This is a genomic window from Acinetobacter lwoffii, assembly GCF_024129595.1.
Lineage (GTDB): Bacteria > Pseudomonadota > Gammaproteobacteria > Pseudomonadales > Moraxellaceae > Acinetobacter > Acinetobacter lwoffii_O.
Genome location: NZ_JAMXXS010000001.1, coordinates 85,965 through 107,788 on the forward strand (window position 1 = coordinate 85,965; position 21,824 = coordinate 107,788).

A 21,824-nucleotide genomic window follows, 5' to 3' on the forward strand; every position below is an offset into this window, starting at 1 on the left:
CGCATGAAGCGCCTTTTTTATTTGAATTGAAACGATATTATTTATCGTCAAATTCATTGTGCTGAGGAGCTGGGTGCTTGAAGCCTTTGGTTTTATAGCCCAAGTACAAGATACCGCCAAATGCCCAGATCAGACCGTATTTAAGCGAAGCTTCATCGACTTCTAGCCACAATGCAAATACTGAAATGAAGCCAAGTAAAGGAACAACGACAAAGTTCATGATCTCTTTAGCACTCTTGGTACGACCATCACGTAATGCATAACGTGAAATCACTGACAAGTTGACGAAACTGAATGCAGTTAAGGCACCAAAGCTGATCAAAGACACCACAAAGTCAAGATCCATAAAGCCAGCAGTTAAAGCCACTGCACCAGCGATTAGGATGTTGTAGGAAGGTGTGTAGTTTTTCGGGCTAATATGACCGAAGATCTTCTTGTTGATCACGCCATCACGACCCATCACGTACATCAGACGTGATACACCCGCATGTGCTGAAATACCAGAAGCCATGACTGTCACAATTGCGAAGTAAAGTACGACTGTCTTAAACGCCACGCCACCTACAGCTTGTAAAATATCCGGCTGTGTTGCAGCGATATCTTCAAAGTAAGTTTTTGGATCATTCGGGAAGAAGATCTGCATAAAGTAAGTACTGATGATGAAGATGATACCTGCCAATAATGCAGTCAAGAAAATCGCTTTAGGTAAGGTTTTCTCAGTATCTTTGGTTTCTTCAGCAAGAGAACTTAAAGAGTCAAAGCCTGTGAATGAGAAACACAGTAAGGTTGCACCGGTAATCAGGGCAGCAACAGACGTAAACTCATTCCAGAATGGCTCTAAACTCCACAATTGATACTTTGCATTGACCAATGTGCCGTCTGCATTTACACCACCTTCCAGAAGTTGGTAAACCATCCAGGTGAAGTATGCAATGACGCCCAATTGTACGAATACAATCATACTGTTGAAGTTGGCAACAAATCTCGCACCACGAAGGTTAATCGCAGTCATAAAGGCAGTTAAACCAATGACCCAAACCCAATGGTTCATGTCTGGGAAAAGTGCTTCCAGATAAATCACCGCCAGAATGATATTGACCATTGGCGATAACAGGTAATCCAGCAAGGATGACCAACCCACCATGAAACCTACGTTCGGGTGGATGGATTTTTGCGCATAGGTATAGGCCGAACCCGAAGAAGGGTAGCGACGAATCATATGACCATAGCTCAAGGAGGTTAACAAAATTGCAATCAGTGCAAAAATGTAAGAGGTAGGAACGTGGAAGTTACTTTCTTCAGATACCAGACCAAATGTATCAAACAAGGTCATGGGTTGAATATAAGCTAAACCAATAATAATGATGTGCCAGAGTCCCAGCGTTTTTTGCAGTTTAGCTGCCGATTGAGTCCCAGAGATATTAGTCAACGGCGTTATCCTCTTAATCGTTGATCAAGGATCAGTCATATTTATAAGGATCGTTTGAGACGAACGATCCCCCCTACAGTTTTCTATAAAAGTCCGCCAATCTACTTGAAAAGAACGGCTTTTGCTAGCTATTTTTTTGACTTTTGTCCTGCATAAAATGTGCCATTCAAAAATAGAAATCGAATTTTTTCTTATGCAAGATAAAAGCCTGATGCTTAAAAAAACATCAGGCTGGAATTTCGGCTATATTGGCTTATTTTTCAGTAATTACCAAGCCTTTTTTAAGATAGATTTTAAATCTTCCAGGGTGGCTTCTTTCGGGTTATAAATGATGGAACCATCATTCAGGGCTTTCTCTGCCACTTCATCGAGCTGGGCTTCAGAAATCTTACCGGTTTCACGTAATGTACGCGGTAATTTGGTCAGACTGTAAATCCGGTCACGCATGGTCAGAATCGTCGCAATGGTTTTGTCAGCACGTAGATGCGCTGGCGTTTGTGCATAAATATCGGCACCCGCCAAAGGCAGGAGCAGATCTGCAATTTTATCGCCATTGACCTCTTTGTTGTATTCCAGCACATAAGGCAGGAATAAGTTCATGCATAAACCATGCGGCAGGTGTACCACTGCACCCAATGAGTGCCCCAGTGAATGCACAATGCCGACCATCGAGTTGGAAAATGCAATTCCCGCCATGGTCGATGCCTGTGCCAGTTCCAGACGGCCTTGTGCATCGGAAGGGTTGTCGAGCACATTAAATAGATGGGTACTGATCTTTTTGACTGCGGCAGTCGCATAAGCATCCGAAATTGGATTGGCTGCCATGCAGGTATAAGCTTCAACCGCATGTGTCATAGCATCCATCGCGGTCATGGCGGTTAAATGCGACGGCAAGGTCTGGGTCATGCGGGGATCCAGAATCGCAGCATGCGGCATCAGATAATAAGAGGCGAACGGCATTTTGACGTTCTTTTCAGTGTCCGACACGACAGCGACCATGGTTACTTCTGAACCTGTACCAGACGTGGTTGGAATCACAAAGAACGGTTTCAGCGGTTTAGGCAGGTTATGTGCACCCGAATATTTCAGCAGGTCATCACCGCCTTCAGAGACCAGAATATTGGTTGCCTTAGAGGTATCAATGACTGAACCACCGCCCACAGCAATGATCGCATCACAATGATTTTCGCGATACAGTTTTGCTGCACTGCGTACTGTACCCAAGCTAGAGTCGGGTGGGACGTCATCAAAAATCGCTACAATTGCAGCATCCGCCATTTCAAATGCAGCTTCAATCGGTGCCAGCAAATTGTTGGCACGGACGCCTTTGTCAGTAATGATGAGCGGACGTTTGGCCCCCAAAGTCGCAAGTTCAAACGGAATATGTTCTAACGCGGCATGACCGGCAATCACTTTGACCGGACAGAAAAATTCATAATAAGGTTTAGCCATGTTATACACTCCGTTTTAAATAGGATTGAGCGATTTTTAGATAAATACTGCTCGCTTCGCTTAGTTTTTCTTTTAGGCTCAGATTGCTTGGATATTCTTTCACTGCCAGTTGTGCCACCATTTTCGGCAAAATCAGCGCTTCCATTTTATTCAGGCAGCGTACCAGACGAATGGCATTGGAAATATCGCCATCAGCAATCATACGGTCATTGGCAAAAGCCTGTGAGGTGCTTTCCTGAAAAGAAAACACCAAAAAGGCATGGTGCAGATGTTTAAAGGTAATGATCAAATCAGGTGCTTTTTCCAGATTTTTGACCAGTTCCAGTTGTTTGTCCTCAGTGACCCGCGCCACAAAGGCTGGGCCATGCGGAAAGACTTTCATGGAAAGAGTAAAATTTTCTGGAAAATGGGCCACTTCCTGTTTGATTTCTTCATCCACCTGACTTGCCATGACCAGACCTCGGCCAATCACATCCATCATGAGTTTGACATAGGCAAGCTGCAAAGCGGGTTTTACGGATTTAGTTGCAATCACGTGATGATCCCTATCTCAATATTATTGGTTTAGAGTAAATACTCTAATTTATTTGGAGTTGAAATGCAAAGGTTTTATCTTTGCTCGACAGTTACTTGCTTAAAGTACCCACTGTGACGCAAAGTTTCAATAATTTCAGTGCACAACTGGCTGAATTGGGGCGGTTGTTCGAGCAAATCACTCATGCGTACCATTTCCAGTCCTGCATAGCCACAAGGATTGATGGTGTTGAATCCGCTCAGATCACAATCCAGATTTAGGGACAGACCATGGTAGCTACGGCCTTTGCGAATTTTAAAACCGAGTGAGCCGATTTTACGTTCAGCCACATATACACCAGGTGCATCCGGTTTGGCATAGGCATCAATGCCATATTTTTTTAGCAAATCAATCATCAGGTTTTCAGCATAAGACACTAGCGTGCGCACATTCCAGCCCAGACGATTCAAGTCAAACATGAAGTAAGCCACCAATTGACCGGGACCATGCCAGGTCACCTGACCACCACGATCGGTCTGAATCACCGGAATATTGCTCGGCATTAGAATATGTTCCGGTTTGCCTGCCTGACCTTGAGTCAGTACATCCTGATGTTGCAAAATCCACAATTGATCCGGGCTATGTTCATCACGGGTTTCCGTAAATGTTTTCATTTCCAGAAAACGATCTTCATAAGGTGTGAGGTCGTGATATTGACGAATGATCAGCTCGGGCTTTTGCAGCACATCAGTCACAGGGAGTGTCCTTAGTAATTATAAAAACTGATCATAATTATAATGGCTTCGGCATGAAATAGGGGCGAGATCTGCAATATTTAAGCGCTAGCTCAGTCATTGTACAGGCATAAAAAAACACGCCCGGAAGCGTGTCTTTTGTATTTTCGATTACAATGCAGTTTTAATCAGCGGGCAGGCGGCCAAATCTGCATACACTGCATGCACCTGTTCCAGCTCCAGAAAGCGCAGTTGTGCGGTAATGGAGTGATATTTGCCAGTACGTGATGGTGTAATACTTACGCTATCACCTTCAAAATCTGGAAAATGTTTTAGAAAAATGTCGATGACAGCGTGACGCAATTCATCGCCCGCAAGGCCAATCAGTTTAATCGGATAATCCATAGGGAAAACCCAAAGATGTTCTTGAAGTTCACGAGATGGTGTACGGTCTAACATGGTAGTCCCCCTAATTTTAAACGCCTGCAATCATGCAGGCGTTTGGGTCTGTCTTGGCTACTTAAATGGAGACTGATGATCAAATTTCAAGTCTCCACATCAAGTATCAAATCTTAATCATTCTCAAGGAATGAACGTAAGTGTTCTGAACGCGATGGATGGCGAAGTTTACGCAGTGCTTTGGCTTCAATCTGACGAATACGTTCACGTGTTACGTCAAACTGTTTGCCCACTTCTTCCAAAGTATGGTCGGTCGGCATGTCGATACCAAAACGCATTTTCAGGACTTTGGCTTCACGTTCAGTCAGGTTTTCCAGAACTTCACGTGTTGCTTCTTTCAGGCCTTCAGACGTTGCAGCATCAATTGGTGACGTGATGTTGCTGTCTTCAATGAAATCACCCAGATGCGAATCTTCATCATCACCGATCGGTGTTTCCATCGAAATCGGTTCTTTGGCGATTTTCAGTACTTTACGTACTTTAACTTCGTCCATTTCCAGACGTTCGCCCAGTTCTTCAGGCGTCGGTTCACGCCCCATTTCCTGTAGAAGCTGACGAGATACACGGTTGATCTTGTTGATCGTTTCAATCATGTGTACCGGAATACGAATGGTACGTGCCTGATCCGCAATCGAACGTGTGATTGCCTGACGAATCCACCAAGTCGCATAAGTCGAGAATTTATAACCACGACGGTATTCAAACTTGTCTACGGCTTTCATCAGACCGATGTTACCTTCCTGAATCAGATCCAGGAATTGTAAGCCACGGTTGGTATATTTCTTCGCAATCGAAATGACCAGACGCAAGTTCGCTTCAACCATTTCTTTCTTGGCACGACGCGCTTTAGCTTCACCGACGGCCATACGTTTAGCAATGTCTTTAATGCCTTTTACATCAAGGCCAAGCTCTTTCTCGATATCGGCAATTTTTTGCTGGAAGGCCAATACGTCTGGACGTACTTTTTCCAGATAAGCTTTCTGGTCTGCAGGTGTTTTCGCTATCTGCTCATCTAACCAGGCTGGATTCGATTCCTGACCCGGGAAGCTGGTACGGAACTGGGTACGATCCATACGGCCACGACGTACTGCATAGCGCATCACTTCACGTTCTGCACCACGAATCTGGTCATGGGTACCACGAATCATTTCAGAAATGATATCGAATAGACGCGGGGTAAATTTGAACATCATGAATACAGTTGCAAGTGCCTGAAGAGCTTCTTCAGCCTGTTTGCTGTCACGACCATGTTTTTCAATAGTTGCTTTGGTATTCAGCCACGCATTTTCCAGTTCAGTAAAACGCGCTTTAGCAATTTCAGGATCTGGACCAGAATCTGCTTCTGATTCATCATCAGAATCTGCTTCTTCTTCCTCTTCATCATCGTCCAGTTTTACGTCTTTGGTCGATTTTTTCGAGTCAGTCTCATCTTCAGCAAGAACCGCTTCTTCTTCTAGAACTTCAGGAATTTCTTCATCTGATTCAGGATCTAAATAACCTGATAAAAGGTCAGCAAGACGGCGTTCGCCCGCTTCATAATCTTTGTATTCTTGCAGTACCACTTCTACCGCATTCGGCCAGTAAGCAATCGAGTGCAAAACATCACGAATACCTTCTTCGATGCGTTTTGCGATGCTGATTTCGCCTTCACGAGTCAGAAGTTCTACTGTACCCATCTCACGCATATACATACGTACAGGGTCAGTGGTACGACCTGGCTCGTTTTCTACCGATGCAAGTACGGCTGCAGCTTCTTCTTCTGCAACTTCATCCGCCGCTTCTGCAGTATCTTCGAACATCGTATCATCAGATTCAGGCGCGCGATCATGTACCGGAATACCGACATCATTCAGCATCTGAATGATATCTTCAATCTGCTCGCTTTCTGTGATGGAGTCCGGCAGATGATCGTTAACCTCAGCGAAGGTTAAATAACCTTGTTCTTTGCCTCGGCTAATCAGAGCCGCTACTTGAGAAGTAGGGGAAGTCATATCGCTCATCTTTTGCTTACTCTTCGTTGAATCTGTGGCAGTAAAAAACCGTACAATGCTGCACGATTTAAGCTCGTTAAATTTAGTGAATAGCCTACATATTTCATCAGGGAATTCAGCATTAAAGCTGTCTGATAAAATATTTAAAATGAAATTCAGTAATTTAAGATGGGGGTGAATTTGTTGTTTTCAAGTTCATCCCATGCGTGTCTGTTTATGACTCAAAAAAGGAGAATCAAAAAACATAAGGACGCAGGGTGGATTATATCATGGCACACAATTGAGACAGAAAAAACCCCTAATTACAAATTAAAAATACGAAAATCCAAATAAAACTTGACTTGTTATTTTAGGCACGATAAATAGCGCTTAAATCCTTTTACATTTTTCACTCATGAGGAAGTTTTAGTGTCTTCTACAGATTTTGAACTAGATGATAACTTCGGTGAAGATGATGTTAATTTCGATGAGGCTTCTAGCAAGCTCAGTGCTAAAGAGTCGTTGGAAAAACGTCGTCTGATCGATGATCTGCTGACCCAACGTCGTTTAGAGCGCGAACTCAAAGATTTTGATTATGACTTCGACGATGACGACGATTTTGATGACGAAGATTAACGAATTCGGATTTAGCATAGCCTGAATAAATGCTATGCTAAACCTTTCGGTTTTCTAAGTTTGGATGTTAGATGAGTGCTTTAGATTTAGACCTGTTGAGTGAATATCTAGATGGTGACCAAAATGAACATGGTCTAGATTTCGCGGCAACCCATGGTTTCTTATGTGCTATTGCAGTAGGCCCAAAATTCGACAAATGGTTAGACGAACTTTTTGATAGTAATCAAAAGAAAGTGCCTGCAGAAATCATCACTCAGGTGCAAGCATGGTTAGAGTCTATTCGTCAAAGCTTAGCCAATGAAGAAGGGATTACATTCCCGTTTGAAATTGAAGAAGCAGATACTGAATCAAGTTTGGGTGACTGGAGTGTGGGCTTTGTAGATGCCATGTTCCTGAACGAAGACGCTTGGTTTACTGAAGAATTTGAAGAACAACTGGTGGATTTAACCCTGCCAATCATGGTCTTCAGTGGCATTGATGATGAAGATCCACAAATGGAAACTTTCCGTCGCAATGGCCAGTTAATGGATGAACTTGCAGAAGAAATTCCAGAAAACTTAAATGAATTGTATCTGATGTATCACACGCCAGAATAATTCATAAAAAAAGCACCGCAGGGTGCTTTTTTTAGCTTTGGCCTTTTTGCATCTTTGAGATCTACTCGATCCTATCTTCTTTCCAAGCCTGTACGCTTCGCCAGACTATAGCGGGCATAAGCATTGTAGGCGATATGGAACAGTAAGGCATGTAAGGCAATACTTGCAGCCACCAGGAATGAATTTGTTCCTCTTCCTGTATAGGTGATGGTTCTATAAATCTCATCTGTCTGCGGGTTCATCCAGATGACCACAACTAAAAAGATAAACCCGAGTGTCATGGCAATAATCGTGGAGCCCCAGACCAGTTTGTTTTTCTCTTCCTGAGTCGGCAAACGAAGTTCTTTCTTAACAAAGTATCGGGCACTGAGAAAGGCAGAAGCAATCAGGGCAGGAATCAGCAGAATGGCACCCAGATTGAATACATAGATGAGTATGCCTACCAATAGAACCAAGGTCAGATAAACGGTGGCAAAATATTTTAGATAATGCGACATCGTTTTAATCTCCTTAAGGCATCTTCCCTCAGGATGGACGATTTTTACGCTGCTGTCTACGGTAGAAAATCCAGATAATAATTACCACAACAATGGCAATAATCACATAACTGACTTTACTGAAAATTTGCTGCATCAAATGCTGGTTTTCGCCAAAATAAAATCCGACACACGCCAAAAATGTGGTCCAGATGATGGTTCCAAGTGCGCTATAGAACATGAATTTCCAGAAGGGCATATGACTCATGCCGGCAGGAATGCTGATCAGCGAGCGGACGGCAGGAATCATGCGGCCAAAGAACACAATCCGGTGACCATAATGCTCAAACCAACTCAATGATTTTTTTACATCTTCTGATTTAATAAATAAATATTTGCCATAACGATCGACAAATTTAAAAATAGAATCATGGTTAAATTTATAGCCAATCCAGTACAGCAAGGCGGCTGCCAGCAGGGAGCCGATACAGCCGGACATGATTACCCCGACGAGTATTAACTCGCCCTGAGAGGCTGAATAGCCCGCGGAAGGCATAATAATTTCGGAAGGAATTGGCGGGAAGACATTGTCTAGGAACATAAGCAGGGCAATGCCCCAGTAGCCCAGTTGCTCCATGACGGAAATAATCCATTCGGTCAGATTCATATGATTGGCAAAATAAAAAATACTGCCTGTATCCTAAGCAGTATTTTTTGTGCGGTAAAGTCTTGGAATATAAATGATCAGACAGAATCAGCTATGTGTCAGGGTATAAATATAAACTTTACGTAAGAAATAGGCCAAACAGATCGGCAGAATACTCAGCAGGATAAAATGCATGATGCTGGTATTGATATGGTAACCAATGAACAGCGCCAAGATTGCGCCAATAACGGTTCCCAAGATAACGACGAACAGATGTGACTGCTGTTCAAGCTCTTCAGAAATTTGATGAAGTCGTTGCAGCTTTATATTTTCTTTTGGTTGAAATTGAACCAGATTGTCTGAATCTCGAGCAAGTGAGCCTGCCATTTTATATTCCTTTTCAAGTAAAAATTTCAGTTAATAATGAAAGACTTAGCTTGTAAATCACCGTATCATTAGACTAACAATCTTGTTTGGAAAAAAATGAGGTTCTTGGTAAGGAATTGGTAAGAGTTTTATTACTGTTGTGATTTTTATGTAAACAAAAAACCCTCCGAAGAGGGTTTTTATATATTTCATTACAAAAGGCCAAATTAGAGGCGTTTGCGTTTTGCTGCTAAAATTTGTGATTGACGCATACGGAAACCTTCTTTTTGTTTCTCCGAGGTTTTGTCAATACAGTACACACAAGAGACACCATGTTCATAACTTGGGAGGGCAACTTCTTCTGGAAGTAACGGCCAGCCGCAGGCATGACATTTGGTGTTTTGGCCTTCTTCAACACCATGTGTCACGGCAGTACGACCGTCAAACACGAAGCATTCACCTTCCCACATGCTTTCGTCAGCCGGGGTTTCTTCCAGGTATTTTAAAATGCCGCCTTTGAGGTGATACACTTCGGTAAAACCTTCTTGTAGAAGAAGTGAAGTGGATTTTTCACAACGAATACCGCCAGTACAGAACATGGCAATTTTCTTGTCTTTGTGCTGTTCTAGATTATTTTTCACGTATTCAGGGAATTCGCGGAAGCTTTCAGTTTTTGGGTCAATTGCGCCTTTGAAAGTGCCGGCTTTGTATTCGTAATCGTTACGTGTATCAACCAGAATCACGTCATCACGTGCAATCAGTTCGTTCCATTCTTTTGGATCAAGATAGTGACCGACTAAATCACGCGGCTTTACTTCCACACCTAAAGTTACGATTTCTTTTTTTAATTTAATTTTCATTTTACGGAATGGCTTTTCAGAACTGTCTGATTCTTTGTATTCCATTTCGTTAAAACCTTCATTTAGAAGGAACTGGTGAATTTGATCAATCGATGCACGGTCGCCTGCAACCGTACCGTTAATGCCTTCACCTGCCACAATCAGAGTACCGCAAAGGTTGATGGATTTTACCAGGTCCAGAAGACGTTGCTGAAGATCGACAGGATCTTGAACTTCTTTGAATTGATAAAGTGCGGCAACAACCCAACCAGTCGTCGCTTGCTGTTCTACAGGTGCAAGCTGTTCTACAGTAGCGTTCATGGAATACTCCAACGTAGCATGATAATTTGAAAGGCGCATATTTTAGCTTGATTCGAGTGAATAAGCGAGTAAAACGCAAGTCTTTTAACAGGCTTCAATTCATGAGGGAGAGCGTGTATAGTCATGCCCGACCCAGGATTTTGTGCAGTGATGCAGATACTGAAATTTGCAGTATCGTTGGAGTGTGTTTTGAGTTCAGATCGTCGTATTGCGTCTTTAACCCCATGTGCAGGGCGTTGCTCGACCGTATTTGGTGATGCGGTATGTCGTGGTTGCCGCCGTTTTAATCATGAAGTGATTCACTGGAATACGTATAGTGCTGAGCAGCATCGAGCTGTGTGGCAGCGGCTGGATGCACAGCTGGATCAGATTCTGGTGCCGCTGTTACCGCATGCCGATCTTGTCAAGGTACAGGCCTTTATACTGTCGAAACGGGTGCGCTTGCGTGATGATGCTTCCAAAGGGCGCAAGCTGTATCATGCTTTAAAGCTCTGTGAAAAAAATCGGCATTTTACCGACGATAGTGGTTTAGGCATCCATTATAAGCAGGTGCGTCCGCTCTGGGACGAGTTTGAGCGCCGGATCTTGGCCTTGGCTACCGCCAGTTATGATCTGGCTTTTCTGCGGGCAGATGGCATCAGTCAGCATCTGATTCATATACAAGAGGAGGACTAAGTCCTCTTTTTTATACACAAAAACAACAATAACTGAGGGAATAGCATGAATATTAGTGAATATTTCTTATATTGTCTGGCTGTTGTGGTGATGATCGCTACACCTGGCCCAGTGATGTTGCTGGTGGCCAGTGCCGGTTTAAAAGGTGGTTATGCGGCGGCTTTAAGAACCATTTTTGGTACCAATTTCGCCTCTCTGGTGTTAATTGCCTTATCGGTATTTAGTCTAAAAGGTTTGTTGGTCATTAATGCGCAATGGCTGGATGCGATCAAGCTGCTGGGCTGTTTATATATTGGCTATCTGGGCTGGCAGATTTTCCGTGAAGTTATTTTTAAGCAGCAGGAGCAAGCTCAGGAGAATCTAGTTCCTGTGCATGGTGGTTTTCGACAAGGTTTTTTGGTTGGTATTTCTAATCCGAAGGACATTATTTTCTTTGCGGCTTTTTTCCCGCAGTTTATCGGGATTACTCCTGATCTTGATTTAAGTTTAATTATTTTGACTTTGAGCTGGATTCTCCTGGATTTTCTGACTTTGTCTGTGGTGTATTTGGGTTTCAACCACTTATCCCATTCTCGACTCTATCCACATTTGCTGGCATTGTGCGGCATGATTCTGCTCATGATTGCAGGGTACGGAATTTATCAAATCCTGATTTAAAAATGTACAGCATACTTGAACTGTTCCTGCCTGGCATATCCTGCAAAAATCATGCTAAGGTGAAATCAAATAAAAATTGAACAGATTAGCATGTCCAGAACAGTACCATCGCCAGATCGTCCATTTTCCCCGCTGTTATTTATTCAACCTGCTGTGATTCAAATTCTTCAAATCATTGGGCTGGCGCTGATCGCTGTCAGTATCGTGTATCTGCTGGCAGCAAACTGGTGGATGTTGCCCAAATTTGTCCAGCTGTTTATTCCTCAAATTTTATTGCTGGGTTCAGCATTGCTGAGTGTGCGTTTCACTGCGCGGGAAAAGTTAAGACAAAGTCTGGATACTGTATCGGGTCTAATGCTGGGCTTAAGTCTGGCCGTGATTGGACAGATTTATCAGACTGGTGCTGACAGTTATCAGTTATTTCTGCTTTGGGCTTTGCTGTTGCTGCCTTGGCTGTATCGGCCGAATATTGGGATCTTTGCATTATTTTGTGTGGTCAGCCAGTTAGCACTCTATTTTTATTTTAAACAAAGCTTTTGGCTGGTGCGTGCTGAAACTCTTTATCTGCTCGGTCTGAATCTGTTGACCGGGCTAAGTATGATCTATGCCTTACGTTATTATCCGGTTTTGCGCTATCTGTTTATCGCTGTCGTGGTGCTTATTTCAGTAGTAAGTATGTTCCGGTTTATCGACTCGGATTCGATCTGGTATTTGGCTTCGGTGCTGGTTCTGCCTATTTTATTCAGTGTTTATTTCTATACCCGAAAGCAACAGCTTGAAACCAGTTTGCTTGTTGCAGGACTGGCCCTGAGTTTTAGTGTTCTCATTTTTGATCTCACTCAGCAATATTTACATGATTCTGCCGCTGGCTTATTGATACTAGCTTTGCTGATATTCAGCTGGTTCGCAGCTATTACAGGTCTGCTGATCAAGCTGTTGCCCAAGAGCCGGTTTTCGGTCATTCCATTGGCTCTGGGCGCATGGATTGCTGGTGTGATCTTGGCCATGCTGTTGCTGACCTATTGGGGAAATTTTTCGATTCTGATGGGAGTCATTTTTATCGCAGTCGCCTGGTGGTTGATTCGTAGCAAGCCTTCAGTTTTTCTGCGGCAATTGGCTTATTGTTTGTGGGTGTGCGGTCAGGCCGCGGTATTGATTCATACCCAATTACTCACAGAGAGCCTATTACTGATTTGGCTGATACAAGTCGGCATTACGCTGTTGACTATCATGAGTCGTATGCATTGGCTGGTGGTGCTGTTGCAGTTGTTACTTGCACATATACTGGGAATTGCAGTTCTGGCCGAGCAACATGCATTTTTTCAGGATCAGCGCCTGCTGACGTGGATCATGCTGCTGAATTACAGTGTTCTGACTGGAGCTTTGCTTACTGCGAGATACTGGCTCGCTTCAGCTTATGCCAAAAGCGTGAATTTGTGGATGATCGGTATTTTGGCGGTGACGGCTATTTTTCAATGCCTGCTACAATTTGGTGTGGCTCAGCAATTGCAGCCTCGCGGTATGGATGAAGCAATTGTTTTCTATATTTTGCCAGTACTCTGGCTGTTGAGTTTTGTCGGTATTCATCTCAAGCAATTTTCACTGATTCAACTCTGGCTCATTCCAGCAGTGGGAATTCTGCTGATTGCATTGGGTTACTTTGAAATTTTTATCATTCTGGTGTTTATGGCTTGGGCAATGGTGAATCAACAACGATTGATGCAAGCCTTGAGCATTTTGCTGCTGATCTTCTGGTTATGGCTACTGTATTACAATCTGGGACTGAGCTTTTTATTTAAAAGTGTCAGTATTTTTGCCTCAGGTGTATTGGTGTTGCTTCTGGCTTATGTATTGAGTTCACCGAAGTTTCAGTTGAAAGCAGGAGTAGCCTCATGATGAAAAAATTTATGGAGATGCACCTGAGCATTTTTAGCATTGCCTTATTTGCGGGTTTAATCATCCAGCATGAATGGCATCTGGCCAAAAGCGACAGTATCTTTGTCGAGTTGGCACCAGTCGATCCGCGTTCGATCCTGCAAGGGGATTATATGGTGCTGAACTATGATCTGCATTTTAGCGCAGTGGCGGCGGGGAATGGTTCCGAACAGCCAGTTTCTGACATCCGGACTGAAGATTTTAAAAATCAATCGCATGTGATGAGTTATGTGCAGCTGGATCAGCAGCGCAGAGTTATCAAAACCAGTTTTGAACAAAGCACATTAAATCAGTCGGAACGTTCAGCCCGATTAATGCTGAAAAACCCACACAATACTTTTGAGGCTTTATATCCTGCTGCCAATAGTTTCATGTTCGCCGAAGGTCTGGAGCCTTGTTATCGTAATGCCAAATTTGCAGAGCTGAAAGTAAAGGAAAATGGCAAGGCCTTGTTATTTGATTTGCTGGATCAACAATTAAAACCTTTAAACTGTGAAAGCTCTAAAAGCTGGCGAGAGGACAGTTAAACAGGTCAATATTCCAGTATTAAAAAAGCTCGCGATGTGCGAGCTTTTGGGTATCTGGTCTGATCAGATTATGCGACTTGTACCGGAATACAGTTGGCAGTGTGGCTGACTGTATTGTTTGGGTTAGCATAAACCAAACGAGGCTGATGGGCATTCGCTTCAGCTTCAGTGAAATCGCCAAAGGTTGCAATAATCACGATATCACCTACATCGGCCTGATGCGCAGCACCACCATTCACTGAAATGATGCCTGAATTATCTTCGCCACGAATTGCATAAGTTGCAAAACGTTTACCATTGGTCACGTTCCACACATGAATTTCTTCGTATTCACGAATGCCAGCCAAATCCATCAAAACGCCATCAATTGCACATGAACCTTCATAGTGTAGTTCTGCATGTGTAACGTGAGCGCGGTGAATTTTGCATTTTAATAAACGAGATAGCATGGCTAGCGTCCCCTGAGTTGACCTAAGAGTTTGATCATTTGGTTAAATCAATCTTGCTTGCTGTATGGTGAACAATCGAGCAAACGCATTTTGCGCTTAAATAAACTTTCTGGCAAGCGGAATTGTCCAGCAATTTTTGAATGTTTAGTTCGGCTTATATGCGTTGATTTGATTCATGGCTTGCTGTACTTCACCATTCACCAGCATTTTTGTGCGGGCAAGGGCATGGGAAATTGCATCATCCATTAAATTCTGTTCGCTGCTTGGCGCTTTACTGAGCACATGACCAGAAACGCGGTCTTTGGCACCAGGATGGCCAATTCCAATACGCAGGCGATGGAAGTTTGAACCAATATGCGGCACGATATCGCGTAGACCATTATGACCACCGTGACCACCGCCAGTTTTCAGGCGAATGACACCGGGATTCATATCCAGTTCATCATGGGCAATCAGGATCGATTCAGGTGCGATATTATAGAATTTGGCGAAAGGAACAACACTTTTACCGGAAAGGTTCATAAAGGTTGTTGGGAGAAGAAGACGGACGTCTTGACCTTCGATATTGCCACGACCACTAAATCCGTTGAATTTTGGGTCTTTTTTGAGGGTAATGCCATATTGGTCTGCAAGGCGTTCTACGAACCAGAAGCCTGCATTATGGCGGGTTTGGGCATACTCAGAACCTGGGTTACCCAAACCAACAATCAGTGAAATATTTGACACTAATTACACCATTAACACTTATGCGCGTTTGAAGTCAGCGTGCATTGGTGTGTTTTTAGCTGGGTGACGTTGTAACGCTTGGATTTTCACGCTTTCAACTTTACCGTCTACATCAATTTCGATAACTTCTTCAAAGAATGAATTGTTTTCTAAGAATTTAACAAGCTGACGAAGCTCAACAGTAATTGCTACAGGAGCAGCTTCACCACCGTAGATGATTGCAGGAACTTTAGCTTGAAGACGAAGGCGGCGGCTCGCACCTTTCCCTTGAACTGCTTCTTCACGTGCTGCTGCGTTTAATACGAAGTTTGCCATGATAGACATCCTATTTAAGTTAAATGAACCAGACTTGCGACCAGTCTGGTGAGTAAAAGCCCTACCAAATGGCAGGGCTTTGAAAATTCAGCGCTCTATTATAGATAAGAATCGAACATTGCGCTAATAGATTCTTCGTTGTTAATACGACGAATCGTTTCGGCAACCATGCTGGCTACTGAAACCTGGCGAATCTTGCCCAGTGCTAAAGCTTCATCAGAAAGAGGAATGGTATCAGTCACAACCAGTTCATCAATTACAGAATTCTTTAAGTTTTCAAGCGCTTTACCAGAAAGTACTGGATGCGTTGCATATGCAACAACCTTGCGAGCACCGAAAGTTTTCAATGCATCAGCAGCTTTGCATAGCGTACCAGCAGTATCTACCATGTCATCAACGATGACACAATCACGATCTTTTACATCGCCAATCAAATGCATCACTTGTGATTCATTCGCTTTTTGACGACGCTTATCGATGATTGCAAGATCGATATCGCCCATTTGTTTCGCAACAGCACGTGCACGCACTACACCACCGACGTCAGGTGAAACCACCATCAGGTTGTGATGCGATTGTTGACGCAAGTCAGCAAGTAGTGCAGGTGTGCCGTAGATGTTGTCTACAGGGATATCGAAGAAGCCTTGGATCTGGTCAGCGTGCAAGTCGATCATCACAACACGGTCAACGCCTACAGTAGTGAGCATGTCTGCTACAACTTTTGCAGTAATTGGAACACGTGCTGAACGTGGACGACGGTCTTGACGAGCATAACCAAAATAAGGAATCACGGCAGTAATACGACCCGCACTTGCACGACGCAAAGCATCAGCCATCACTAAGATTTCCATCAGGTTATCGTTAGTTGGGGCACAAGTAGGTTGTACGATAAATACGTCTTTACCACGAACGTTCTCAGTAATCTCGACAGCAATTTCACCGTCAGAGAACTGACCTACAGAGGCAGCGCCTAGAGGAATATGTAAGTGACTTACGACTTTTTGAGCGAATTGTGGATGCGCAGATCCACTAAAAACGACAAGATTGGGCATGAAGCACCCTTGGCGGTTGGGATATATGGGAATAGATGGCAGGGGTAGCTGGATTCGAACCAACGGATGCCGAGATCAAAACCCGGTGCCTTACCACTTGGCGATACCCCTAATGCGGCAGAACTTTAATATTTTTGCGGTAAAGTGTCAAGGTAAATTAACAGTCTTACAGCAAATGAGTGTTCTGTCTTTTTTCGAGAAAATGGCAGGGGCGGCTGGATTCGAACCAACGGATGCCGAGATCAAAACCCGGTGCCTTACCACTTGGCGACGCCCCTAATTTGATGACTGTAAGATGGCAGGGGTAGCTGGATTCGAACCAACGGATGCCGAGATCAAAACCCGGTGCCTTACCACTTGGCGATACCCCTAATACAGTACATCTACAGGTGGAAAATGGCAGGGGTAGCTGGATTCGAACCAACGGATGCCGAGATCAAAACCCGGTGCCTTACCACTTGGCGATACCCCTATCTACACTTTAAACTGAACTAAAGGTGATTCTTGTAAACTGTTGACCAGGTAAGCTTTACATGGTGCATTTGCAAGAATATCTTCGATATTCAGATTTTCAGTGACTTCAATAAACACACAAGCACCTGTACCTGTAAGCTTTGCTCTACCGAACTGGTCGAGATATTGCATTGCTTCATCGACTTCAGGATATAAGCTTCTTGCCAGTGGCTCAAAGTTATTTCCAAAATCAGATGGCGTTTCCTGATAGGCGCAAAATTTAGTGCTCTTCGTGTCTCTTGTCAATGCTTTTTGCGAAAAAAGCATTTGAGTGCTGATAAAACAATCAGGTTTTAACACAATGAATTTTTTTTGATCTAAGTCTATGAATGTTAAGTGTTCACCAATGCCTTCAGCCCAAGCATTTTTACCATGCACAAATATCGGCACATCTGCACCCAGTTTAACCCCGAGATCTGCCAGTTGCTCAATATTTAAATCGCACTGCCAGAGCTGGTTTATCACAATCAGGGTCGTCGCTGCATTGGAAGACCCTCCACCCAGACCTGCACCCATCGGGATATTTTTTTCCAGACGGATTTTTAGCCCGCAAGGCTTTTTGGCATAAGGCTTCAACAACTGTATTGCCCGATAGATTAAATTCTGCTGCAGATCGACTGAGGCTAGACCTTCTATCTGAATCGCATCATCAGCGCTTTGTTCAAACTCCAGCCAGTCATACAGGTCAATCAGCTGAAAAATACTTTGCAGTTCATGATAGCCATTTTCACGGCGACCAGTGATATGTAAAAACAAATTCAGTTTAGCAGGCGAGGGAACACGAATCATCATGGGCTGGAATCAGGTCAATTAACGGTTTTCAATGATCATTGTAATACGGTTTTCCGCCCCATTTCCAAGTGACTGCTTTAAAATCAAGCGGTTTGGCATTTTGGCCTGCGCATTATAATTGAGATCGACCGTCCAGCCCTGTTCGATAATCTGGTTAATCCGCTGCGTATCGTCTTTTTGTAATTTTGCAGAGGTAGTTGCAGGGCGGGCTTGTACCCAGTCCACTAAATAACTGATCGGTGCTTGCCAGCCTGTTGCGCGTTGCAGTAATTCCTCGGCAGTTGCGGCCTGAATCAGACCTGTTTTGGCACTGTTTAAGGTTACTTGCCCCGGAGTGCCAGAAATCTGGGTTTTACCGACGCCTAAGATACCGCTGAGCTCAATATCAAATTCTTCCTGCTGTTGTACCCAGGTAAAGAATGCGCTGCCAGTCTGTTGAGGGGTGCGAACGCCAATTTTACCTTGCAGTTGGAATTGATTCTCCGCCTGTACAGACGGAATGGCAGGCGTTTGTGGTTTGATCATCTGCTGACAGCCGGTTAAAAATAAAGCAGTGGCTGCAAAGGCACAGCAGCCCAATTGGCTCAAATTGCGCATAAATTAATCAACTCGTTTTGGTTTGTGGTGCTAACAATAGCGAATTAAGTTGTTTCAATTCTGGGTCATTTGGATGGTTTTGTTGTAATTGTTGTAACACTTGGTGGAAGTGTTGTAGATCACCTTTCATGTACAACGACCGGGCATAACGCACCCCAATCTTCACATTCGGATTCAACTGATAGGCTTTGTATAACACGTCCGCAGCTGTGGCGAAGTCATTTTGTAAATAACAGATATAACCATAGGTATCCAGAATGGATGCCTGTTCTGGTGCATATTCCAATGCCTGTTCGACATAGCGACGTGCTTCTTCGAGACGACGGTTCTGCATCGCCAGGGTATAGGCATAGGCATTCAGATAGGTGGGACTGTTCGGTTCAATTTTAAGTAAAGTGCTGAGTAGTTCATCCAGCTTGTTGCGATCCTGATGGGGATCCAGCAACAGGACTTGCGAATAGACCAGTTCAGGGTCATCCGGCAGATTTTTGCTGGCTTCTTCCAACAGGCGAATCGCAGCTTTTTTATTCTGCATACGAGTTAAAATATCCGCCTGGGCCAGATAGAGGAAGCTGGCATGTTGCGGATAATTCACCCTTTCCTGAGTCAAGAAACGCAGGGCGTCATGCAGCTTATCCTGCTGGGCGAAAATCGAGATCATGTTGCGACGTGAGACAGTGTAAAGACTGCCATCGACCAGCCGATAATAGGCTTTAGCCGTTTCATAATGCTGTTTGCGTTCTGCATTCACCGCCAGATAATAATAGGCTTCATTTTGATACTGGGCAGAATAACGCAGTTCGACCAGATATTTTTCGGCTTTCTCGTATTCTTCCAGGTCTATACTGGTTAGTCCGGCAATAAACAGGGCTTCTTCGGCAGTCGGCCACTTTTTTAGAATGTCTTGAAGTTTTTTCAGCGCCAAAGTCGCTTCGTTCAGCTTGACCAGATATTTGACTTCGGCCAGACGCACATCTAGATTATTGCGGTTTTTACGGCTGGATTTTTCATACCATTGCAGTGTCGCCTGAGTATCGCCGAGTGCATTGAGCAGATTGGCTTTCATCAGGATATAGCCGGTTGCATTCGGCCGTTTTTTTAAGGCGCGGTTAACCGTATTTAAGGCCTGTTCGAGCTGACCATTTTGTGCTTCCAGGCCGGCCACCAGCACCAGAATAGACGGATTGTCCTTGGCTTTGGTGGTGCTCAAAGCCTGAATCAGATAAGTACGATCCTCTGTGCCTTCGGGTGAAATCCCGGCGAGAATTTCTTCCAGATCGGCGCTGTCATCAATTTGCAGGATTTTTTCTAAGGTCTCAGCGGCCAGTTCATATTCATGCGCTTTGAGGGCAATATGTGATAAATAAAATAAAGCGGGGACATCTTGCGGCTCTTGTACCACCCAGTGCGTGGAGATATCTAGTGCTGCCTGCAGATCGTCATGTTCCAGCGCAACATTCAGCGCACGTTGCTTCACTGAAGTGGAATTGCTCTTGATCGCCAGCACCGTATAGTTGTGCAAAGCGGTCGGAATGTCGTGTGCAGCGATGGCAAACTCGGCCATCATACTTTGTTTTATCGCATCATAATTTTGATTTGCATGGTAAACTGCTTCCGCTGCATAGAGATGTGCAGTCGAAGCCATGCTACCCACCAGTAGGAATGTGGTAGAATATTGCTTAATTGTAGGGCCGTTGATACGGCTAATTGTTTGACGCAATTTTTTATTGATCCAAGTAATGCTTTTTATGACACCGATGTTGCACAATAGCATAAATTTAGTGAAATGATGACCTGATATGTCTTTCTTTGCATTGGGTGTCAACCATCAAACTGCCTCTGTAGAACTGCGCGAACAAGTGGCTTTTAACCCTGAAAAGTTAAGTGCCATTCTTGCCGAGCAAAGCCAACACCCTGAACTGAATGACATGGTGGTGGTGTCTACATGTAACCGGACCGAAGTTTACGCCATGTCTGAAAATGCTGACATGGTGCTGAACTGGCTCGCCCAGAAAAATGGGGTAGATGTCAAACAACTGCAACATCATGTCTATCGTTATGAAAATGCTCAAGCGGTGACGCATCTGATGCGTGTCGCCAGTGGTCTGGATTCACTGATGCTGGGCGAACCACAAATTCTGGGGCAGGTCAAAACCGCACTTTCTCTGGCCAAAGACTCCCATACGGTGTCGCGCAATCTCAACCGGATTTTTGAATATGCCTTTTATGCCGCTAAACGCGTGCGTTCGGAAACGGCTGTCGGCAGTCATGCGGTCTCAATGGGCTATGCGGTGGCGCAACTGGCCTTGCAAGTATTTAGTCATCCGGACAAGCTGACCATTATGATAGTGGCAGCCGGGGAGATGAACAGTCTGGTGGCCAAACACCTTGCAGAGATGGGGGTGGGCAAGATCATTATCTGTAACCGTACCCGCGAGCGTGCGGATATCCTGGCACAGGAAATTGCACATCGGGTTGAGGTCGAAATTATAGGTTTTGATCAGCTTGCAGAAAATCTGCATCGTGCCGATGTCATTTCCAGTTGTACCGGCAGTTTGCATCAAGTGATCCATTTTACCGATGTAAAGGCTGCACTGAAAAAACGTCGTTACCAGCAGATGCTACTGGTAGATCTGGCCGTGCCACGTGATATTGATGCCAAAGTAGAAAGCTTGGATGGGGTTTATCTATATGGGGTCGATGACCTGCAAAGCGTGATTGAGGAAAATCTGGCACAGCGCCGTCAAGCGGCTGTTGAAGCCGAGATCATGGTCAATCAGTTGGCTACAGAACTGATGACCCAGCAAAAGGTCAAACAGGCCGGGGCGACCATTCATGCCTACCGTGACCACGGGGAAACATTACGTCAGGAAGAATTGTCACTGGCAATGCAGCGAATTGCCAAGGGCGAAAAGGCAGACATTGTACTGGCCGAGTTTTCGCATCGCTTAACTCAAAAACTGTTGCATCCAACCTCTATTGTGCTGCGTGAGGCGGCCAAAGCAGAAGATCCTGCCTATTTTGAGCTGTTGCAGGAAGAACTGGGCAATGTAGTCGCGAAACGTCGTAAATCCAGGCATTCGTTTTAATCAGCATAATGAGAAGCTTGGTTCCTTGCTGATTTATACTTCAACATAAAACCCAGCCT

At 44.2% G+C, this 21,824-nt stretch carries 24 protein-coding genes and 4 tRNA genes; 7 read left to right on the forward strand and 21 right to left on the reverse strand.

The features are described from left to right. Nucleotides 1-37: 37 nt before the first annotated feature. The 6 genes from NI466_RS00410 to rpoD all read right to left on the reverse strand — a co-directional run bounded on the left by NI466_RS00410 (nucleotide 38) and on the right by rpoD (nucleotide 6,636). The gene (locus NI466_RS00410; RefSeq protein WP_004731900.1) at nucleotides 38-1,429 is read right to left on the reverse strand and encodes an APC family permease; all 1,392 of its coding nucleotides are present in this window, start codon (nucleotides 1,427-1,429) and stop codon (nucleotides 38-40) included. Nucleotides 1,430-1,696: 267 nt separating this feature from the next. Further along, nucleotides 1,697-2,881: an iron-containing alcohol dehydrogenase gene (locus tag NI466_RS00415; RefSeq protein WP_253172369.1), complete on the reverse strand. Its 1,185-nt coding sequence runs from the start codon at nucleotides 2,879-2,881 to the stop codon at nucleotides 1,697-1,699. Between the two features lies 1 nt (nucleotide 2,882). Further along, complete coding sequence (locus NI466_RS00420) at nucleotides 2,883-3,416, reverse strand: hypothetical protein (RefSeq protein WP_005106305.1); 534 nt, start codon at nucleotides 3,414-3,416, stop codon at nucleotides 2,883-2,885. A 74-nt stretch (nucleotides 3,417-3,490) separates the two neighbouring features. Further along, nucleotides 3,491-4,150 (reverse strand): lipoyl(octanoyl) transferase LipB, encoded by a 660-nt coding sequence (gene lipB / locus NI466_RS00425; RefSeq protein ID WP_253172371.1) that lies wholly within the window; start codon nucleotides 4,148-4,150, stop codon nucleotides 3,491-3,493. Between the two features lie 150 nt (nucleotides 4,151-4,300). Further along, nucleotides 4,301-4,588 carry a YbeD family protein gene (locus NI466_RS00430; RefSeq protein ID WP_004280625.1) on the reverse strand — a complete coding sequence of 96 codons (288 nt, stop codon included), beginning with the start codon at nucleotides 4,586-4,588 and terminating at the stop codon, nucleotides 4,301-4,303. A gap of 113 nt (nucleotides 4,589-4,701) precedes the next feature. After that, the gene (rpoD, locus tag NI466_RS00435) at nucleotides 4,702-6,636 is read right to left on the reverse strand and encodes an RNA polymerase sigma factor RpoD (RefSeq protein ID WP_224215688.1); all 1,935 of its coding nucleotides are present in this window, start codon (nucleotides 6,634-6,636) and stop codon (nucleotides 4,702-4,704) included. Between the two features lie 351 nt (nucleotides 6,637-6,987). On the opposite strand from rpoD, the gene NI466_RS00440 reads away from it, so the two are divergent. Both NI466_RS00440 and NI466_RS00445 read left to right on the forward strand, forming a co-directional pair. Beyond that, complete coding sequence (locus tag NI466_RS00440) at nucleotides 6,988-7,194, forward strand: PA3496 family putative envelope integrity protein (RefSeq protein WP_004280622.1); 207 nt, start codon at nucleotides 6,988-6,990, stop codon at nucleotides 7,192-7,194. Between the two features lie 71 nt (nucleotides 7,195-7,265). After that, the gene (locus tag NI466_RS00445; protein ID WP_004280621.1) at nucleotides 7,266-7,790 is read left to right on the forward strand and encodes a YecA/YgfB family protein; all 525 of its coding nucleotides are present in this window, start codon (nucleotides 7,266-7,268) and stop codon (nucleotides 7,788-7,790) included. 71 nt (nucleotides 7,791-7,861) lie between these two features. Here NI466_RS00445 and NI466_RS00450 read toward each other — a convergent pair whose 3' ends face one another. The 4 genes from NI466_RS00450 to trhO all read right to left on the reverse strand — a co-directional run bounded on the left by NI466_RS00450 (nucleotide 7,862) and on the right by trhO (nucleotide 10,438). Then, the gene (locus tag NI466_RS00450) at nucleotides 7,862-8,287 is read right to left on the reverse strand and encodes an ABZJ_00895 family protein (protein WP_253172372.1); all 426 of its coding nucleotides are present in this window, start codon (nucleotides 8,285-8,287) and stop codon (nucleotides 7,862-7,864) included. 28 nt (nucleotides 8,288-8,315) lie between these two features. Next, on the reverse strand, nucleotides 8,316-8,933 hold the full coding sequence (locus NI466_RS00455) for a DedA family protein (protein ID WP_004731893.1): 618 nt from the start codon (nucleotides 8,931-8,933) through the stop codon (nucleotides 8,316-8,318). An 87-nt stretch (nucleotides 8,934-9,020) separates the two neighbouring features. Then, on the reverse strand, nucleotides 9,021-9,299 hold the full coding sequence (locus NI466_RS00460; RefSeq protein ID WP_004280617.1) for a hypothetical protein: 279 nt from the start codon (nucleotides 9,297-9,299) through the stop codon (nucleotides 9,021-9,023). Between the two features lie 206 nt (nucleotides 9,300-9,505). Then, a complete protein-coding gene (trhO, locus tag NI466_RS00465) occupies nucleotides 9,506-10,438 on the reverse strand; it encodes an oxygen-dependent tRNA uridine(34) hydroxylase TrhO (protein WP_253172374.1) in 933 nt (310 codons plus the stop codon). 189 nt (nucleotides 10,439-10,627) lie between these two features. Here trhO and NI466_RS00470 point away from each other — a divergent pair, with 189 nt between their 5' ends. From NI466_RS00470 to NI466_RS00485, 4 genes are all read left to right on the forward strand, one after another. Further along, a complete protein-coding gene (locus NI466_RS00470) occupies nucleotides 10,628-11,113 on the forward strand; it encodes a DUF1289 domain-containing protein (protein ID WP_253172376.1) in 486 nt (161 codons plus the stop codon). A 45-nt stretch (nucleotides 11,114-11,158) separates the two neighbouring features. Continuing rightward, a complete protein-coding gene (locus NI466_RS00475; protein WP_253172378.1) occupies nucleotides 11,159-11,770 on the forward strand; it encodes a LysE family translocator in 612 nt (203 codons plus the stop codon). 90 nt (nucleotides 11,771-11,860) lie between these two features. Next, entirely contained in the window at nucleotides 11,861-13,666 is a 1,806-nt protein-coding gene (locus tag NI466_RS00480) for a DUF2157 domain-containing protein (protein WP_253172379.1), read from the forward strand. Beyond that, complete coding sequence (locus NI466_RS00485) at nucleotides 13,666-14,232, forward strand: GDYXXLXY domain-containing protein (RefSeq protein WP_253172481.1); 567 nt, start codon at nucleotides 13,666-13,668, stop codon at nucleotides 14,230-14,232. Before NI466_RS00480 ends, NI466_RS00485 begins: the two co-directional genes overlap by 1 nt. A 68-nt stretch (nucleotides 14,233-14,300) precedes the next feature. On the opposite strand, the gene panD is transcribed toward NI466_RS00485, so the two are convergent. From panD to NI466_RS00540, 11 genes are all read right to left on the reverse strand, one after another. Beyond that, nucleotides 14,301-14,681, reverse strand: coding sequence for an aspartate 1-decarboxylase (gene panD / locus NI466_RS00490; RefSeq protein ID WP_004280606.1), 381 nt, complete (start codon nucleotides 14,679-14,681; stop codon nucleotides 14,301-14,303). A 144-nt stretch (nucleotides 14,682-14,825) separates the two neighbouring features. Continuing rightward, the gene (gene pth / locus NI466_RS00495; RefSeq protein ID WP_004645783.1) at nucleotides 14,826-15,407 is read right to left on the reverse strand and encodes an aminoacyl-tRNA hydrolase; all 582 of its coding nucleotides are present in this window, start codon (nucleotides 15,405-15,407) and stop codon (nucleotides 14,826-14,828) included. Nucleotides 15,408-15,425: 18 nt separating this feature from the next. After that, a complete protein-coding gene (rplY, locus tag NI466_RS00500) occupies nucleotides 15,426-15,722 on the reverse strand; it encodes a 50S ribosomal protein L25 (RefSeq protein WP_004645781.1) in 297 nt (98 codons plus the stop codon). A gap of 98 nt (nucleotides 15,723-15,820) precedes the next feature. Beyond that, nucleotides 15,821-16,774: a ribose-phosphate pyrophosphokinase gene (locus NI466_RS00505; protein ID WP_005103975.1), complete on the reverse strand. Its 954-nt coding sequence runs from the start codon at nucleotides 16,772-16,774 to the stop codon at nucleotides 15,821-15,823. 36 nt (nucleotides 16,775-16,810) lie between these two features. After that, a tRNA-Gln gene (locus NI466_RS00510) sits at nucleotides 16,811-16,885 on the reverse strand. 92 nt (nucleotides 16,886-16,977) lie between these two features. Next, a tRNA-Gln gene (locus NI466_RS00515) sits at nucleotides 16,978-17,052 on the reverse strand. Nucleotides 17,053-17,070: 18 nt separating this feature from the next. Next, nucleotides 17,071-17,145, reverse strand: a tRNA-Gln gene (locus tag NI466_RS00520). 26 nt (nucleotides 17,146-17,171) lie between these two features. Further along, nucleotides 17,172-17,246: transfer RNA gene (locus tag NI466_RS00525), tRNA-Gln, on the reverse strand. Between the two features lie 2 nt (nucleotides 17,247-17,248). Beyond that, nucleotides 17,249-18,076, reverse strand: coding sequence for a 4-(cytidine 5'-diphospho)-2-C-methyl-D-erythritol kinase (gene ispE, locus NI466_RS00530; protein ID WP_035342314.1), 828 nt, complete (start codon nucleotides 18,074-18,076; stop codon nucleotides 17,249-17,251). 21 nt (nucleotides 18,077-18,097) lie between these two features. Next, nucleotides 18,098-18,676: a lipoprotein insertase outer membrane protein LolB gene (lolB, locus tag NI466_RS00535; RefSeq protein ID WP_253172381.1), complete on the reverse strand. Its 579-nt coding sequence runs from the start codon at nucleotides 18,674-18,676 to the stop codon at nucleotides 18,098-18,100. A gap of 7 nt (nucleotides 18,677-18,683) precedes the next feature. Beyond that, nucleotides 18,684-20,396, reverse strand: coding sequence for a tetratricopeptide repeat protein (locus NI466_RS00540; protein WP_253172383.1), 1,713 nt, complete (start codon nucleotides 20,394-20,396; stop codon nucleotides 18,684-18,686). A gap of 79 nt (nucleotides 20,397-20,475) precedes the next feature. Between NI466_RS00540 and hemA the strand changes: the two genes are divergently transcribed. Next, a complete protein-coding gene (gene hemA, locus NI466_RS00545) occupies nucleotides 20,476-21,765 on the forward strand; it encodes a glutamyl-tRNA reductase (RefSeq protein WP_071850742.1) in 1,290 nt (429 codons plus the stop codon). The last annotated feature ends 59 nt before the right edge of the window (nucleotides 21,766-21,824 follow it).

What these genes read in the sequence shown, in the direction of transcription:
- NI466_RS00460 (WP_004280617.1), bottom strand. Translation starts at nt 9,299, where the DNA reads ATGGCAGGCTCACTTGCTCGAGATTCAGACAATCTGGTTCAATTTCAA.
- NI466_RS00480 (WP_253172379.1), top strand. Translation starts at nt 11,861, where the DNA reads ATGTCCAGAACAGTACCATCGCCAGATCGTCCATTTTCCCCGCTGTTA.
- ispE (WP_035342314.1), bottom strand. Translation starts at nt 18,076, where the DNA reads ATGATTCGTGTTCCCTCGCCTGCTAAACTGAATTTGTTTTTACATATC.
- NI466_RS00445 (WP_004280621.1), top strand. Translation starts at nt 7,266, where the DNA reads ATGAGTGCTTTAGATTTAGACCTGTTGAGTGAATATCTAGATGGTGAC.
- NI466_RS00455 (WP_004731893.1), bottom strand. Translation starts at nt 8,933, where the DNA reads ATGAATCTGACCGAATGGATTATTTCCGTCATGGAGCAACTGGGCTAC.
- NI466_RS00475 (WP_253172378.1), top strand. Translation starts at nt 11,159, where the DNA reads ATGAATATTAGTGAATATTTCTTATATTGTCTGGCTGTTGTGGTGATG.
- panD (WP_004280606.1), bottom strand. Translation starts at nt 14,681, where the DNA reads ATGCTATCTCGTTTATTAAAATGCAAAATTCACCGCGCTCACGTTACA.
- NI466_RS00450 (WP_253172372.1), bottom strand. Translation starts at nt 8,287, where the DNA reads ATGTCGCATTATCTAAAATATTTTGCCACCGTTTATCTGACCTTGGTT.
- rplY (WP_004645781.1), bottom strand. Translation starts at nt 15,722, where the DNA reads ATGGCAAACTTCGTATTAAACGCAGCAGCACGTGAAGAAGCAGTTCAA.
- NI466_RS00485 (WP_253172481.1), top strand. Translation starts at nt 13,666, where the DNA reads ATGAAAAAATTTATGGAGATGCACCTGAGCATTTTTAGCATTGCCTTA.
- NI466_RS00430 (WP_004280625.1), bottom strand. Translation starts at nt 4,588, where the DNA reads ATGTTAGACCGTACACCATCTCGTGAACTTCAAGAACATCTTTGGGTT.
- lolB (WP_253172381.1), bottom strand. Translation starts at nt 18,676, where the DNA reads ATGCGCAATTTGAGCCAATTGGGCTGCTGTGCCTTTGCAGCCACTGCT.
- NI466_RS00505 (WP_005103975.1), bottom strand. Translation starts at nt 16,774, where the DNA reads ATGCCCAATCTTGTCGTTTTTAGTGGATCTGCGCATCCACAATTCGCT.
- NI466_RS00415 (WP_253172369.1), bottom strand. Translation starts at nt 2,881, where the DNA reads ATGGCTAAACCTTATTATGAATTTTTCTGTCCGGTCAAAGTGATTGCC.
- hemA (WP_071850742.1), top strand. Translation starts at nt 20,476, where the DNA reads ATGTCTTTCTTTGCATTGGGTGTCAACCATCAAACTGCCTCTGTAGAA.
- trhO (WP_253172374.1), bottom strand. Translation starts at nt 10,438, where the DNA reads ATGAACGCTACTGTAGAACAGCTTGCACCTGTAGAACAGCAAGCGACG.